Source organism: Streptomyces sp. NPDC089799 (assembly GCF_040684755.1).
Taxonomy (GTDB): Bacteria; Actinomycetota; Actinomycetes; order Streptomycetales; family Streptomycetaceae; genus Streptomyces.
On the sequence record NZ_JBFBGR010000023.1, the window covers coordinates 40,815 to 53,425 of the forward strand.

13 protein-coding genes and 1 pseudogene are annotated in these 12,611 nt (G+C 71.0%); 6 read left to right on the plus strand and 8 right to left on the minus strand.

The window, feature by feature from the left end:
- Nucleotides 1–102: 102 nt before the first annotated feature.
- The 3 genes from AB0O36_RS24150 to AB0O36_RS24160 are packed head-to-tail and all read right to left on the minus strand — an operon-like array spanning nucleotide 103 to nucleotide 3,091.
- Entirely contained in the window at nucleotides 103–339 is a 237-nt protein-coding gene (locus AB0O36_RS24150) for an exodeoxyribonuclease VII small subunit (protein ID WP_365113916.1), read from the minus strand.
- Nucleotides 340–394: 55 nt separating this feature from the next.
- The gene (xseA, locus tag AB0O36_RS24155) at nucleotides 395–1,657 is read right to left on the minus strand and encodes an exodeoxyribonuclease VII large subunit (protein ID WP_365113918.1); all 1,263 of its coding nucleotides are present in this window, start codon (nucleotides 1,655–1,657) and stop codon (nucleotides 395–397) included.
- 39 nt (nucleotides 1,658–1,696) lie between these two features.
- On the minus strand, nucleotides 1,697–3,091 hold the full coding sequence (locus AB0O36_RS24160) for an APC family permease (RefSeq protein ID WP_365113919.1): 1,395 nt from the start codon (nucleotides 3,089–3,091) through the stop codon (nucleotides 1,697–1,699).
- 86 nt (nucleotides 3,092–3,177) lie between these two features.
- Between AB0O36_RS24160 and AB0O36_RS24165 the strand changes: the two genes are divergently transcribed.
- Both AB0O36_RS24165 and ppgK read left to right on the plus strand, forming a co-directional pair.
- Nucleotides 3,178–4,182: a 4-hydroxy-3-methylbut-2-enyl diphosphate reductase gene (locus tag AB0O36_RS24165; protein ID WP_365113921.1), complete on the plus strand. Its 1,005-nt coding sequence runs from the start codon at nucleotides 3,178–3,180 to the stop codon at nucleotides 4,180–4,182.
- Nucleotides 4,183–4,203: 21 nt separating this feature from the next.
- The gene (gene ppgK, locus AB0O36_RS24170) at nucleotides 4,204–4,956 is read left to right on the plus strand and encodes a polyphosphate--glucose phosphotransferase (protein ID WP_365113923.1); all 753 of its coding nucleotides are present in this window, start codon (nucleotides 4,204–4,206) and stop codon (nucleotides 4,954–4,956) included.
- A gap of 159 nt (nucleotides 4,957–5,115) precedes the next feature.
- Here the strand turns inward: ppgK and AB0O36_RS24175 are convergent, their stop codons facing one another.
- Nucleotides 5,116–5,679, minus strand: a complete 564-nt coding sequence (locus tag AB0O36_RS24175) for a DUF6542 domain-containing protein (protein WP_365113925.1) — start codon at nucleotides 5,677–5,679, stop codon at nucleotides 5,116–5,118.
- 109 nt (nucleotides 5,680–5,788) lie between these two features.
- Between AB0O36_RS24175 and ychF the strand changes: the two genes are divergently transcribed.
- The gene (gene ychF, locus AB0O36_RS24180) at nucleotides 5,789–6,877 is read left to right on the plus strand and encodes a redox-regulated ATPase YchF (RefSeq protein WP_365113927.1); all 1,089 of its coding nucleotides are present in this window, start codon (nucleotides 5,789–5,791) and stop codon (nucleotides 6,875–6,877) included.
- 84 nt (nucleotides 6,878–6,961) lie between these two features.
- On the opposite strand, the gene AB0O36_RS24185 is transcribed toward ychF, so the two are convergent.
- Nucleotides 6,962–7,225, minus strand: a complete 264-nt coding sequence (locus AB0O36_RS24185; protein WP_365113929.1) for a type II toxin-antitoxin system RelE/ParE family toxin — start codon at nucleotides 7,223–7,225, stop codon at nucleotides 6,962–6,964.
- Nucleotides 7,218–7,487 carry a type II toxin-antitoxin system Phd/YefM family antitoxin gene (locus AB0O36_RS24190; RefSeq protein ID WP_361278718.1) on the minus strand — a complete coding sequence of 90 codons (270 nt, stop codon included), beginning with the start codon at nucleotides 7,485–7,487 and terminating at the stop codon, nucleotides 7,218–7,220. The genes AB0O36_RS24185 and AB0O36_RS24190 overlap by 8 nt, the downstream gene beginning before the upstream one ends.
- Nucleotides 7,488–7,686: 199 nt before the next feature.
- Between AB0O36_RS24190 and AB0O36_RS24195 the strand changes: the two genes are divergently transcribed.
- The 3 genes and pseudogenes from AB0O36_RS24195 (at nucleotide 7,687) to AB0O36_RS24205 (ending at nucleotide 9,696) form a co-directional block, all read left to right on the plus strand.
- Nucleotides 7,687–8,106, plus strand: coding sequence for a hypothetical protein (locus AB0O36_RS24195; RefSeq protein WP_365113931.1), 420 nt, complete (start codon nucleotides 7,687–7,689; stop codon nucleotides 8,104–8,106).
- 550 nt (nucleotides 8,107–8,656) lie between these two features.
- Nucleotides 8,657–8,749 (plus strand): annotated as a pseudogene (locus tag AB0O36_RS24200) (type II toxin-antitoxin system YoeB family toxin); the annotation flags it as partial.
- A 158-nt stretch (nucleotides 8,750–8,907) separates the two neighbouring features.
- On the plus strand, nucleotides 8,908–9,696 hold the full coding sequence (locus tag AB0O36_RS24205; protein WP_365113933.1) for an AraC family transcriptional regulator: 789 nt from the start codon (nucleotides 8,908–8,910) through the stop codon (nucleotides 9,694–9,696).
- Here the strand turns inward: AB0O36_RS24205 and AB0O36_RS24210 are convergent.
- Both AB0O36_RS24210 and AB0O36_RS24215 read right to left on the minus strand, forming a co-directional pair.
- Nucleotides 9,662–11,272 carry an MFS transporter gene (locus AB0O36_RS24210; RefSeq protein WP_365113935.1) on the minus strand — a complete coding sequence of 537 codons (1,611 nt, stop codon included), beginning with the start codon at nucleotides 11,270–11,272 and terminating at the stop codon, nucleotides 9,662–9,664. The two genes, AB0O36_RS24205 and AB0O36_RS24210, sit on opposite strands and share 35 nt — an antisense overlap.
- 260 nt (nucleotides 11,273–11,532) lie before the next feature.
- Nucleotides 11,533–12,549, minus strand: coding sequence for an SMP-30/gluconolactonase/LRE family protein (locus AB0O36_RS24215; protein WP_365113937.1), 1,017 nt, complete (start codon nucleotides 12,547–12,549; stop codon nucleotides 11,533–11,535).
- Between the last annotated feature and the right edge of the window lie 62 nt (nucleotides 12,550–12,611).

Consider the following 12,611-nt stretch of genomic DNA (forward strand, 5'->3'; position numbering starts at 1 on the left):
AAAACCGTACAACCAGATAGGTGAAAATTCAACCAACCGGTCGGCGGTCCGTCAGGTTCCCGTGATCCGCTTCGTCCCCCGCCCGTTCCGGGCGCCCCTCCGCTAGCCCTCGCGGCCCCCGTCGGCGGCGTCCGCCGCGTCCCGGGCCGCCAGTGCGGAGTCCAGCCGGGCGCGGGCCCCCTCCAGCCAGTGCCGGCAGACCTTCGCGAGCTCCTCGCCGCGCTCCCAGAGCGCGAGGGACTCCTCCAGCGAGGTGCCGCCCGCCTCCAGCTTGCGGACCACCTCGATGAGCTCGTCCCGGGCCTGCTCGTACCCCAGCGCCGTCTCTGCCTCGGCCATTCCTGCCACCTTATATGTGTCGTACAACGAAAATATTGCGGCTGTGTGAAGCCGCCTAGTGCCCCTCGTCGCCCGCAGCCGAGTGCCTCTCGCCACCCGCCTCCGGGTGCCCCTCGGCCACCGAGACGGTGAACCCGCCCGCCGAGACCCGTGCCCGCAGCACCTCGCCCGCTGAGACCTCCTCCGGCGACCGCACCACGTGCCCGTCGGCCCGCTGCAGCACCGCGTAGCCGCGCTCCAGCGTGGCCGCCGGGGACAGCGCCACCACCCGGGCGCGGGTGTGCGCGAGCTCCGACTCGGCCCGGTCCAGCAGATGCCCCAGGGTCCGCCGACTGCGCCCCAGCAGCGCCTCCAGCTCGTCCTCCCGGGTCTCCACCATCCGCTGCGGATGCACGAACACCGGCCGCCCCAGCGCGTGCGCCAGGCCCCGTTCCTCCCGGTCCAGCAGGCCCCGTACGGCGCGCAGGGCGCGGTCGCGCAGCTGCCGGACCCGTTCCAGCTCCTCCCCGACGTCCGGGACCACCTTCTTCGCGGCGTCCGTCGGCGTGGACGCCCGCAGGTCGGCCACCAGGTCCAGCAGCGGGGTGTCCGGCTCGTGCCCGATCGCCGAGACCACCGGGGTGCGGGCCTCCGCCACCGCCCGTACGACCTGCTCGTCGGAGAACGGCAGCAGGTCCTCCACGCTGCCGCCGCCGCGCGCCACGATGATCACGTCCACCTCGTCGACGGCGTCCAGCTCCTTGACCGCCTGGACCACCTGGGGCACCGCGTGCACCCCCTGGACCGCCACGTTGCGGACCTCGAAGCGGACCGCGGGCCAGCGGCGCCGGGCGTTCTCCAGCACGTCCCGCTCGGCCGCCGAGGCCCGGCCCACCACCAGCCCGACCAGCTGCGGCAGGAACGGCAGCGGCTTCTTGCGCTCCGGGGCGAACAGGCCCTCGGCGGCCAGCGAGCGCTTGAGCCGCTCCAGCCGGGCCAGCAGCTCCCCGATGCCCACCGGCCTTATCTCGAAGGCGCGCAGGCTGAGCTGACCGCGCGGCGCGTACCACTCGGGCTTGGCCAGTACGACCACCCGTGCGCCCTCCGACACCGCGTCCGCGACCTCGTCGAAGACCTGCCGGTAGCAGGTGACGCTCACCGAGATGTCGTGCGAGGGGTCGCGCAGGGTCAGGAAGACCACCCCCGCGCCCGGACGGCGCGACAGCTGGGTGATCTGCCCCTCCACCCACACCTGACCGAGCCGCTCGATCCAGCCCCCGATGAGCCGGGACACCTGGCCGACGGGCAGCGGCGCATCGGCCGACGTATTCAGACCCATGCCCGAAGGCTAACGGGAGCCGCCGACAAGCCCCCTCGTTCAGGGCCCCGTTCCCGGCCCGTTGGCCCGCCCGGTCCCCGGCCCGGTCCGCCGCCCCCGCTGTGCCACCAGCACCGCCAGCCCCCCGGCCAGCCATACCGCGCCCACCACCTGCGCCGTCCGGGAGGCCTCGGCGATCACCGCCACCGTCACCGCCGCGCCCAGCACCGGCACCAGCAGGTGCTTCCACCAGCTGGGCGGACCGTCCTTCCGCCGCACCCAGAACCACCCCACCACCGAGGCGTGCAGCAGGGTGAACGCCACCAGCGCCCCGATGTTCACCACCGAGACCAGGTGGTCCAGCCCGTCGTCCCGGCGGGCCGCCCACACCGCGGCGGTCAGCGTGATCGCCGCCGCCACCAGCAGCGCCGCCCGCGGGGTGCCGCCCGAGGTGCGGGCCAGCACGCGCGGCAGCCGGCCCTCCCGGGCCATCGCGAACAGCAGCCGCCCGGCCGCCGCCTGCCCGGCCAGTGCCGCGAAAGCCGCCCCGACCGCCTTGCTCGCCGCCACCAGGTCGTGCAGCCACGGCCCGACCGAGGCGTCCACCGCGTCGTAGAAGGCGGGCCCCTGCAGGGCCGGGTCCGCCGCCAGCTCCGCCGCCGGGACCGGGGTCAGCAGGGCCGCCAGATAGGTCTGGGCGACGAACAGCACGCCGGTCAGCGCCAGGCAGCACAGCAGCGCCCGGGCGACCCGCTCCGAGCCTCCGGTGACCTCCTCCGCGAAGGACGCGATCGCGTCGAAGCCCAGGTACGACAGCACCGCCACCGAGACCGCGCCCAGCACCGCTCCCGTGCTGAACCCGAGCGAGCCGTCCCCGGTCAGCGGCGACAGCCAGCCGCGCCGGGCGCCGTCCTCCGCCAGCACGGTCACCGCGGCCACCAGGAACACCAGGAGCACCACGATCTCCATGGCGAGCACGACGAAGCCGACGCGCGCGGCGGCCCGTACGCCCCACAGGTTGAGCAGCGTGGTCACCACCACCGCCAGGGCCGTCCACACCCACCGGGAGACCTCCGGCACCAGCGCGTTCATCGCGATCCCGGAGAAGAGGTAGGCCACCGCGGGGATCAGCAGGTAGTCCAGCAGCGCCATCCAGCCGGCGATCAGCCCCGCGCCCTCGCCGAGCCCCTTGCGCGCGTAAGTGAACACCGACCCGGCCTGCGGGGCCACCCGCACCATCTGGGCGTAGGAGAACGCGGTGAGCCCCATCGCGACGGTCGCACAGAGGTAGACCAGGGCGACCGCGCCGTGCGAGCGGGCGTCGAGGGTGCCGAAGATGCCGACCGGGGCCATGGGGGCGATGAACAGCAGCCCGTAGACCACCAGGTCCCGGAAGCCGAGATTCCGCCGCAGTCCGCCCTTGCGGTCGCCGGCCTCCGCCCGGACCTCCGCCATGCTTCCTCCGAGCGAGGGGGTGAACAGGATTCCGCCCCAGTCTCTGTCGGCGGACCGATCTTCGGGCTCAGCGACGCGGCCGTACGATGGTCCACATGACTGCTCCCGCTTCGCCCGCCTCCCGTCGCCGTGTGCTGCTCGCCGCCCCCCGCGGTTACTGCGCGGGCGTCGACCGAGCCGTGATCGCCGTAGAGAAGGCCCTTGAGCAGTACGGCGCTCCGGTCTACGTACGCCACGAGATCGTGCACAACAAGTACGTCGTCCAGACGCTGGAGAAGAAGGGCGCGATCTTCGTCGAGCGGACGGAGGAGGTCCCGCCCGGCAACATCGTGATGTTCTCGGCGCACGGCGTGGCGCCCGTGGTGCACGAGGAGGCCGCCCGCGGCCGGCTCGCGACCATCGACGCGACCTGCCCCCTGGTCACCAAGGTGCACAAGGAGGCCATCCGGTACGCGAACGAGGACTTCGACATCCTCCTGATCGGCCACGAGGGCCACGAGGAGGTCATCGGCACCTCCGGCGAGGCCCCCGACCACATCACGATCGTCGACGGCCCGCACGACGTGGACAAGGTCACCGTCCGGGACGAGTCCAAGGTCGTCTGGCTCTCCCAGACCACTCTTTCGGTCGACGAGACCATGGAGACGGTCGACGCGCTGAAGACGAAGTTCCCGCTCCTCGTCTCGCCGCCGAGCGACGACATCTGCTACGCCACCTCCAACCGCCAGGCCGCGGTGAAGGTGATGGGCGCGGACTCCGACCTGGTCATCGTGGTCGGCTCCAGGAACTCCTCGAACTCCATCCGGCTGGTCGAGGTCGCCAAGGACGCCGGCGCCAAGGCCGCCTACCTGGTCGACTTCGCGAGCGAGATCGACGAGGCGTGGCTGGAGGGCGTCGAGACGATCGGCCTGACCTCCGGCGCCTCGGTCCCCGAGGTCCTGGTCGAAGAGGTCCTCGAATGGCTGGCCGGGCGCGGGTACGCCGACGTCGAGATCGTCAAGACGGCGGAGGAGTCGATCACCTTCTCGCTGCCCAAGGAACTGCGCCGCGACCTGCGGGCCGAAGCGGCGGAACTGGTCGCAGACAAGTAGCTCCTTTCGTACGGTATGTCCATGCAGACGACGCAGATCATGGGCGTGGACATCGGCGGGTCCGGCATCAAGGGCGCTCCCGTGGACCTGGCGCGGGGCGAGCTGGCGGCCGAGCGCCACAAAGTACTGACACCGCACCCGGCCACCCCCGAGGGGGTGGCCGGGTGCGTCGCAGAGGTGGTCCGGCACTTCGAGTGGGCAGGGCCGGTGGGGATCACCTTCCCCGGGGTCGTCACGAACGGGATCACCCGTTCGGCGGCCAACGTGGACGACGCGTGGATCGATCTGGACGCGCGGGCCCTGCTCTCCCGGGAGCTGGGCGGGCTGCCGGTGACGGTCCTCAACGACGCGGACGCGGCGGGCGTCGCCGAGATGCGGTACGGCGCGGGGCGCGGCCGCCAGGGCACCGTCGTCCTGCTCACCCTGGGCACGGGCATCGGCAGCGCCCTCTTCACGGACGGCCACCTGGTCGCCAACAGCGAGCTCGGCCACCTGGAGCTGCACGGGCACGACGCGGAGACGCGGGCCTCGGTGAAGGCGAAGGAGGACGGGGACCTGAGCTGGGAGCACTGGGCGAAGCGGCTGCACAAGTACCTGGCCCACGTGGAGATGCTCTTCTCGCCGGACCTCTTCATCCTGGGCGGCGGCGTCAGCCGCAAGCCGGAGAAGTTCCTCCCGCTGATCACCGGCATCCGCGCGGAGATCGTCCCGGCCCGGCTGCAGAACAACGCGGGCATCGTCGGCGCGGCGATGGCCGCCCGGGACGGCCACTAGCGCTGCTGAAGGCGTGGGCAGGCGTTCCGCAGGGCGGAACGGGTGGGCACACCGGAACGCCGCCCAGCAGGCAACGCTCCCGCCCCACCGGAGCAATGGCTTGCTCCGCCGCAGCCGGCGGCCCTGGGCGGGGGCGGCCCCGTCAGCGGGGTCGGGGCGTCAGCCCTGCACGGGCACTCGGCGGGCAGCCGTGCGCAGCTTGCGCCGGCTGCTCCACACCGCGCGCCGCCCCAGCGCGATCAGCGCCGCGACCAGCGTCCCGGCGTACAGCCAGCCCGCGTGCATCGACAGTGCCGTGACCACTCCCATCACCTGCCCGCCGAAGCCGCCCGACCCGCCCGCGACCGGCCACACCCCCACCGCGAAGGCGATCGGCACCGACACCGGAGCCGTGATCAGGTCGGCCGGCCGCACCCAGAGCGCGGTCACCGCGGCCACCGGCAGGAACAGCACCCCGTACGCGATCAGGGACACGTCGAAGACCAGCCAGTCGATCCCGCCCGCCAGCACCATCGCGGCGCAGGCGAACAGCCCGCCGCCCAGCCCGGTCAGCCGCGGTCTGGGCAGCCGCCCCGGCCCGCCCGCCCCGCCCGGCCGCGGCCGGGGCCGTACGGCCGCCGCGCCGACCGCGCCCGGCGGCCGCCGCTGGGCCGGAGGCGCCGGGGGCCGCTGCTGCCGTCGCTGCGCGGGGTGATGATCTGACCGCACCCTGTATTGCTCCACCCCCTGAGGCTAGGTCCCGCACCCCGGTTCGAGGCCCTGGGACACGCGTAAACTGTCTGATGGCCCGTGCCCGGGCCGTACCCTCCAGCAGCTACGGGAAGTCGCCAACGTGTCGCTCACGATCGGAATCGTCGGTCTGCCGAATGTCGGCAAGTCGACCCTGTTCAACGCCCTGACCAAGAACGACGTGCTGGCGGCCAACTACCCGTTCGCCACCATCGAGCCCAACGTCGGCGTCGTCGGTGTCCCGGACCCGCGCCTGGCCGTCCTCGCGGGCATCTTCGGCTCGGCGAAGGTCCTCCCGGCGACGGTCGACTTCGTCGACATCGCGGGCATCGTGCGCGGTGCCTCGGAGGGCGAGGGCCTGGGCAACAAGTTCCTCGCGAACATCCGCGAGTCGGACGCCATCTGCCAGGTCATCCGCGCCTTCAAGGACGAGAACGTCGTCCACGTCGACGGCAAGGTCTCGCCGAAGGACGACATCGAGACGATCAACACCGAGCTGATCCTCGCCGACCTCCAGTCCATCGAGAAGGCCGAGCCGCGCCTGACGAAGGAGTCCCGCCTCCAGAAGGACAAGGTCGCGGTCCTCGCGGCCGTCGTCGAGGCCAGGAAGATCCTCGAAGCCGGCGACACCCTCTTCTCCAAGGGCATCACGAAGGGCACCGAGCAGGGCGACCTCCTGCACGAGCTCCACCTGCTCACCACGAAGCCCTTCCTCTACGTCTTCAACGTGGACGAGGACGAGCTGACCGACGACGCCTTCAAGGCGGAGCAGTCGGCGCTGGTCGCCCCGGCCGAGGCGATCTTCCTCAACGCCAAGCTGGAGGCGGACCTCGCCGAGCTCGACGACGAGGAGGCCCTGGAGCTCCTCCAGTCGGTCGGCCAGGACGAGCCCGGCCTCGCCACTCTCGGCCGCGTCGGCTTCGCCACGCTGGGCCTGCAGACCTACCTGACGGCCGGCCCGAAGGAAACCCGCGCCTGGACCATCAAGCAGGGCGCGACCGCCCCGGAGGCGGCCGGCGTGATCCACACCGACTTCCAGCGCGGCTTCATCAAGGCCGAGGTCATCTCCTTCGCGGACCTGGTCGACTGCGGCTCGGTCGCCGAAGCCCGCGCCAAGGGCAAGGCCCGCATGGAGGGCAAGGAGTACGTCATGCAGGACGGCGACGTGGTCGAGTTCCGCTTCAACGTCTGAGCGCACACCCGTAGACGGCCTGACCTGCGAGAACGCGGGTCAGGCCGTTGTGCTGTCCGCAGCAGTCCGCAACACCTGGAGCGGCTACGTGTCGTAGACCGTGGAGCGGTGTCCGACGTGTACGACCCACACCACCAGTTCCCCGTTGTCGATCGTGTAGACGACACGGTGGTCGCCGACCCGTAGGCGGCGGCGCTCAGGCTGGGATACGAGTGGGGTGGTGTTGAAGCCGAAGGGGTCGCTCTCCAGCTCTGTCAGTTTGGCCAGGATGCGAAGAGCCATGTCGCGCGGGATCTTGCGCAGCTCGGCTTGGGCCTCGGGCCGGAATACCGTGCGGTAGTCACTCACTGCGTGCCAGCGTCTCCCTCATCACGTCCTCGATCGGGACGCCGACGGCCGGGTTCGCCATGCGCTCGTCGATGATGCGGTTGATCTCGCGCTCTTCCCACTCCTGGTACTTGCGCAGAACCTCGATCGAGACCACGGCGGCAACCTGCTTGCCGCGACGGGTGATGACAGTGGGTACGTCGTCGCGGTCGGCCCGTTCGACGACTTCGGCCAAGTGAGCGCGTACGTCGCGGATGGACTCTATGGGCAGCGGCTGAGTCATGCTTCAAGGGTACCGAGTGTGCCATGTGTACACAATCTGTGGTCCCCGCACTCGTTCGGATGACTTACCGATTGGGTGGCCATTTAGGCTGCGAAGCGCACTGGTGTGTTACGCGCGGTTCGGACTGCCGCGATGTGCTCAGGGGCGTGCGAGGGATGTCGCCCGGGCGACGATTCTTGATCGCGCGTTCGCTGAGGCGATGGATTCCGTGCTGACAGACCGGCGCCAGCTGGCAGCCCTGGCTAGCAGCGTGGTCGACCTGATGAATGCCGTGGCTCGCCAAGAGCCGCTGAGCTTGGTCGTTGACGATGGCGCGGTGAGCGATGTCCTGGAGGAAGGGAGGGACGTCAAACCCTGGCGAGCGGCCGGCGTGCTGCTCCTGGCGTTTTCGGTCTGCTCCGGTGTTGCGCTTGGGTTCCAGGGCATCGGACTGGACTCCGCCGGCCTATCCGCCGTGCTGTCGCTGTTCGCCGCCTACGCATGGACCGTGATGGATCGCTACGGAGTTCTTGGAGGGCGCCGGCCTCCGGCTCAGGTAGGCGCGACTTCCGCAGTTCTAGCCACTGGTGCTGAATCCCATCTGGAAGTGGTGCTCGCTCAACGAGGTCGGGTTCCATGAGGCTTCGGCCGTGCCGGAGAAGGCCCTCGACTGACGTTCCCGCAAGCGGAGGCACTGTGGTCAACATTCCGGCGAGCACGAGGGCGTATCCCGTACGAGCCGGGCATGTCGTCGAGCACGCGGTGCCCGGGGCAGGGCCAGGGGCAGCGGTGGTTCACCTGCGCACTCTCGTCGACGGGCCGGTCGGTATGCCATGGATTTCCACGGCCTCGGCGCGCCCGGCCGGTCCGCAGCCAGTCCGCACGACACCCGTAAACGATCGTCGGGACCCAACGCACACCAACGGGGAAATGCCTGGTCAGAGGGCTGCATGCGGCTCCGCCGCAGGTCAGGATCAGGTCGCAGGCATTCCGCTTCAACGTGTAGCAGGGGACCTGCGGCACGCCGCTGGTCTGGCAAACATGCAGGTCAAAAGGGGTTCGACTCTTCGGGGTCGGACCCCTGACCGCTGTCCGTGCCGGGGTGGTGCTCGTACGGTCGGCGATCCGGTGCGCCCGCCCGTAGGGGCGTCGAGAGTGGTACGTCATCGGGTACCACTTGAGGGAAGGTGGCGTGGTCGCGGCGGATCGACGACGAGCACCGGCTGGTCTGTCCGGTCACGGGCAAGGAGATCGTCATCCTCGCGGCGCGCTACCGCTGTTGACCGCAGGGGAAGGGTGCGGCTCCGTCAGGGGGCGGGCCCTGCTTCCTTTGTCGAGCGGTGGTTGAGCGTGGTGCGGGGGGCTGAGACCCTGGGGGCGTGACTAGGGGAAGCGGGCCGACAGTGGAGTCTGGGCTGTGAACGGCAGGGGGCGGGTTGCCGTGGACCATGCGACCGCCGCGGTCGTGAGCGTGGTCGTGCCGCTGGAGCCGGGGATCAACCTCCCCGCGCACAATCATCCGCAGCACCAGCTGACGTGGGCGCCGGGTGCGCCGCTCACGATCGAGGTCGACAACCTGCGCTGGGTGGTGGAGCGTTCGCGTGCCCTGTGGATTCCCGGCGGTCTCGACCACGCCGTGGTCCCGCACTCGTCCTCCGAGATGCTGTCGCTCTACTTCGAACCGGACGTGTGCCCGCTGCGCTGGGAAGTGCCCACCGTCGTCGATGCCACCGGGCTGGTCGGACCGCTGCTGTCCCATCTGGTGGAGCTCGGCACCGGGACCACCGAGCACCGGGCCCGGGTCACGGCCCTGCTGTGGGACCTGCTGAAGCCGATCTCGGTCGCCGCGATCCCGACCATTCTCCCCACCGATCCGCTGGCCCTGCGGATCGCCCTGGCCATCAAGCAGGATCCCGCCGACGCCCGTGATCTGGAGCACTGGAGCCGGGAGGTGGGCGCGTCGGTACGTACGCTCTCCCGCCGGTTCCGCGCGGAGACCGGCACCAGTTTCAGCAACTGGCGTACGTACGAGCGGCTCAACGCGGCGTTGCCCATGCTGGGCATGGGACAGCCGGTCTCCCGGGTCGCGCACGCGGTCGGCTATGCGACGTCCAGCGCGTTCGTCACCGCGTTCCGGCGCGAGATGGGCACCACTCCCGCCGCCTACTTCGGCGGGAGCGGTGCCCCCTCCACGCTCACGGAGCCGTCGGCTGCGACTGGCGCCGGCTGACCCGGCGGCGGTCGATCGCGAAGGCGGTGGCCGCGATGACCACGGAGACCGCGCCGATGATCGTGCCCAGGTTCGCCACCGAGTTCAGGGCGTCGATCGACGCGCTGTCGGCGACCCGGGTCAGCGCGGGCACGGCGTCCGCGAACTGTGACGGTACGGCCTCGACCACCTCGTGCCCGGCCCCGGACCCGACCAGGTCGACGAACTGGCCCTGGAGGTCCTGCGGGACCGTTCCGATCCCGGGGACCGCCGCGAGCCCGGACTCCGCCTTGTCGGTGGCGACATGGGTGAACATCGCGCCGAGAGCGGCGATGCCCATGGCCATGCCGACCTGCCGCAGGGTGGCGAAGGTGGCGCTGGACATGCCCGCGTTCTCCTGCGAGGCGAAGGTCAGCGACGCCGCCTGGTTCATCGACGTGAGCGCGCCGATGCCCAGACCGCCGACGATCATGCCGGGCAGGAAGTGGGTCCAGCTGTCGTCGTGGCCGTAGTTGCCGAGCAGCCACATGCCCACGGTCACCACGGCCATGGTGACGGTCAGCCCGATCCCGAACGGCACCCGCTTGGCGAGGATGGGGGTGACGGCCGCGGCGACCATCGCGCAGGCGCTGATCGGCATCAGCCGGAGCCCCATCTCCAGCGGTGTGTAGCCCTGACCCAGCAGGAACAGCGCCAGATAGGTGGACGAGGCCATCAGCGTGGCCATGTGCGCCGCCGACACGATCGCGGTGCCGGTGAAGCCGGGCTTCTTCGCCATCGAGATGTCGAAGAGGGGGTGGCTGGCCCGTGTCTGCCAGAACAGGAAGGCGGCCAGCAGGAGGACCCCGGCCACGATCAGGGTGATGACCGTCCCGGACGTCCAGCCGAGTGCGTGGCTGCGGGTCATGGCGAACACGGCGGCCACCAGACCGCCGGTGAGCAGCAGGGAGCCCAGCCAGTCGGCGCGGTGGCTCTGGGCGCTCTCCGTCTCGGGCATCTTCCTCGCCGCCAGGACGACCATCGCGATGCCGATCGGCACGTTGATGAGGAAGATCGAGCGCCAGCCGAACTGGGTGACCAGAGCACCGCCGACGACCGGGCCGAGGACGGTCGCGCTCGCCATCACGGCCCCGTAGACGCCGATCGCCTTCGCCCGGGCACCCGCCTCGGGGAACGCGGCCGCCAGCAGGGGCAGCGCCGTGGCGAACAGCATGGCGGCGCCGATGCCCTGCACCACGCGCAGGACGTCGAGCTGCACGATGCTGCCCGCCATCGTCATCGCCAGCGACGATGCGGTGAACACCGCCATGCCGACCGTGTGGATCCGCTTGCGGCCGTAGCGGTCGCCGAGCGTGGCGAAGGTCAGAAGCACACCGGCGAGCGGGATCGAGTAGGCGTCGACCACCCACTGCAGCCCGTCGATGGAGGCGTCGAAGTCGGCGCGGATGTCGGCGAGCGCGGCCGAGACGACCATCGCGTCGAGCATCAGCATGAAGATGGCGACGCAGACCATGAACAGCACGAGACCGGGCCGGCGCGGTGCTGCACCGGCCGGCGTCGAACCGCGAGCCGTCGCGGTCGTCGCTGTCGAGGACATGGGAACTCCCAGGGATCGGACACGGATGTCGGATGCGGAGGAAGCGCCCGGGCCCGGGAATGATTCCGCACTGATCACGCTAGAGGCGCGAAGGGCCGGGGGGAACGGTGGTCGAGGACAGCCGGTTGCGCGCAGCGGACAACTTCGGTCCGGCACGGCAGGGGGATTGCGCGCAGCGGACACGGAGATGCGTGTACCGGCCAAGAGCGGCCCCGCGCCCGTTCCCTCCGGTTGACTCGGGGGACGCGCCGCCGGGTGGGTCAGAGGCCGCGGACCGCGGCGATGGTGAAGGTGGTCGGGGTGCCCGTGGAGGGGGTCAGGGGACCACCCTTGTCGAACTGGGAGCGGACGACCAGGGTGCGGCCGTGGCTGCGGGCCAGGGTGGTCGGGATCTGCAGGGACGGGTCGGTCAGGCGGGTGGTGAGGCGGGCGCGGGTGCCGTCGGCCGAGAGCTGCCAGCGGCTGAGGGTGTTGGTGGTGTTGTGGGCCACCCGCAGCGTGCCGCCGGGGGAGAGGAGCAGGCCGTCGGCTGCCTTCATGTCCCCGCCCCGGAGGTCGACCCGGGTGATCGCGTCCGAGCGGAGGTCGATCCGGTACAGCTCGCCGGCGGTCATGTCCACGGTGAGGAGGAAGCGGCCGGCCGGGTCGGAGACGATGCCGTTCAGCGTGATGGCGCCGGCCGGGAGGTCCAGGTCGTACGCCACGTCGAGCGTGCCGGTGCCGCGGGCCAGGTCGGCGGGGGTGACCCGGTAGACGGCGGAGCGGAAGCTGTCCGTCAGGTAGGCCGTGCCGTCCGGAGTGATCGTCAGGTCGTTGATGAAGAAGGGCTCGCCGCCCGTCGCCTCGAAGTGGGCGATGCGGGTGCGGGTGGCCGGGTCGTAGACCGTCACGCCGGTGGTGGAATCGGTCACCCAGAGCCGCCCCCGGGCGTCCACGCGCAGTCCGTTGGCGGTGTCCCGGCCGTCCGCGCCGGCCGGCAGGAAGACCTCGGCCGTGCGCTGTCCGGGGCGGGCCCGGTAGACCGTGCCGTCCGCGTAGGAGCCGACGTAGACGTCGCCGGTGCGGTCGTCCACGGCGATGCCCTCCGGATAGGCCTTCGCGCCCGGCAGGACGTACGCAGTCGATATGTGGGGGCGGGCGGCAGCTGCCGTATGCGTGGCCGCCGAGGCGGGGACGGACGCCGGGGCGGGTGCAGACGCCGACGCCGAGGGGGCGGCGGCCAGGGTTGCCAGCAGGGCCGTGGCGATGGCCGCCGTGCGCTTCAGGTGTGCTCGCATGATGATCAGACCTCTCGTGTCGATGTGAAAGCGAATGTATGTTAGAGCTCTAATGCCTGCAA

Excerpts from the sequence above, each read along its gene's own strand:
- AB0O36_RS24150 (WP_365113916.1), bottom strand. The coding sequence starts at position 339 with ATGGCCGAGGCAGAGACGGCGCTGGGGTACGAGCAGGCCCGGGACGAG.
- xseA (WP_365113918.1), bottom strand. The coding sequence starts at position 1,657 with ATGGGTCTGAATACGTCGGCCGATGCGCCGCTGCCCGTCGGCCAGGTG.
- AB0O36_RS24160 (WP_365113919.1), bottom strand. The coding sequence starts at position 3,091 with ATGGCGGAGGTCCGGGCGGAGGCCGGCGACCGCAAGGGCGGACTGCGG.
- AB0O36_RS24165 (WP_365113921.1), top strand. The coding sequence starts at position 3,178 with ATGGTCCACATGACTGCTCCCGCTTCGCCCGCCTCCCGTCGCCGTGTG.
- ppgK (WP_365113923.1), top strand. The coding sequence starts at position 4,204 with ATGCAGACGACGCAGATCATGGGCGTGGACATCGGCGGGTCCGGCATC.
- AB0O36_RS24190 (WP_361278718.1), bottom strand. The coding sequence starts at position 7,487 with ATGACTCAGCCGCTGCCCATAGAGTCCATCCGCGACGTACGCGCTCAC.
- AB0O36_RS24195 (WP_365113931.1), top strand. The coding sequence starts at position 7,687 with ATGGATTCCGTGCTGACAGACCGGCGCCAGCTGGCAGCCCTGGCTAGC.
- AB0O36_RS24210 (WP_365113935.1), bottom strand. The coding sequence starts at position 11,272 with ATGTCCTCGACAGCGACGACCGCGACGGCTCGCGGTTCGACGCCGGCC.
- AB0O36_RS24215 (WP_365113937.1), bottom strand. The coding sequence starts at position 12,549 with ATGCGAGCACACCTGAAGCGCACGGCGGCCATCGCCACGGCCCTGCTG.